At 55.3% G+C, this 541-nt stretch carries 1 pseudogene; it reads left to right on the top strand.

Annotated features, from left to right (window positions below):
• Window positions 1-127: 127 nt before the first annotated feature.
• A pseudogene (locus tag AACQ38_RS23875) lies at window positions 128-541 on the top strand (hypothetical protein); the annotation flags it as partial.

A 541-nucleotide genomic window follows, 5' to 3' on the forward strand; every position in this document is an offset into this window, starting at 1 on the left:
CAGCCTGACCGGTATGCCCGATGAGATATCGCCTGTCTCGCTTTGACGTCCGGGGCGCCCCCAAAGCGAGGTTAGCCCCAACCGTGAAAGAGCGAGGTGAACAGATGAGTAATTTGGAGAGAGAAGGATGTTAAACACTGAACGTTTGTGGGGCGGTGAGGCAGAAAACCCCGTCCCAACCATCATGGGGCTGGGGGTGTCACTGCTCTTTTTATTGACCGCATTACCCCTCCAGGCGGCTGAGACTTATCAGGACTGCGGGACTGAACTGGGGAATAAAGTTAGCAATGTCTCCGGCTATGCCATGATGCCGAACAATAATAAAGATAAGCGTGATTATTCACGGGATGAAATCGTGGGTTACACCACCAGCGGCCCTTTTGACCGGTCAACCACCTGCCGCGTTCCCCCCGGGACCCAGTTTATGGCCTACACCGTGGGATCGGGGACCGACTCATTGATCTCTTCGTCGTCACCGGGTAGCGTCCGGGTCGGCAAGGCTGGCGACTTTATGGTTGATATCGGGCAATCGTCACTCTCT

Origin of the sequence: Photorhabdus sp. RW14-46 (assembly GCF_963887965.1) — a bacterium.
Classification (GTDB): domain Bacteria; phylum Pseudomonadota; class Gammaproteobacteria; order Enterobacterales; family Enterobacteriaceae; genus Photorhabdus; species Photorhabdus laumondii.